The sequence below is a fragment of the Citrobacter sp. TBCS-14 genome, assembly GCF_005280805.1.
In the GTDB taxonomy this organism is placed as follows: Bacteria; Pseudomonadota; Gammaproteobacteria; order Enterobacterales; family Enterobacteriaceae; genus Citrobacter; species Citrobacter gillenii.
In genome coordinates this window covers 1-527 of record NZ_SZWM01000886.1, presented here as the reverse complement: position 1 = coordinate 527, position 527 = coordinate 1, and the positions used below count along the sequence as shown (strand labels likewise).

General features: G+C 35.7%; 1 protein-coding gene. It reads left to right on the top strand.

Annotation, left to right across the window (positions count from 1 at the left end; genetic code table 11):
* Window positions 1–249 precede the first annotated feature (249 nt).
* The coding region (locus tag FDX22_RS21900) for a bacteriophage terminase small subunit (protein WP_220387141.1) at window positions 250–527 on the top strand (278 nt) is incomplete at its 3' end.

Genomic DNA, 527 nt, shown 5'->3' with positions numbered 1-527 from the left:
GCCCGGCTGCGAATCCCCCAAAAAATCAAAAAGAAAAATCTCGCTAAATCTTGCTAAATCTCGCTAAATCTCGCTAAATCTCGCTAAATCTCAAATAAAAAGGAAATTATATGGCTATATGCTAATATTTTGGCTCGTATGAGCGTGTTTATATCATTACGATATAATTTAAGTCTAATTAACTTAACGCTCACAGGAACGAAAATATAGGCTTTAAACGATATAACCACATTTAAAAGAAAGGATAATATGCAAACACAAAAAGGTGGCAGACCCACAATTTTACCTAAGATGTATGAAGAACCGCTTTTTAGCCAAATCATTGATAAAATTGAATCAGGCTGTAATGACAGAGAAATCTACACCAGTTTGCATTGTTCGGCTAAAACTTTTAGAAAGTGGCGAGATGACAATATAAAGGCGTATGACGAAGCTAAAAGCATTGCTAGGGGAAATCTATTAGAACTAGCCGAAAGTGCCTTAGCGAGCAAACTGACAGTCAGAACGCTAAAAGAAACAGAAACAAT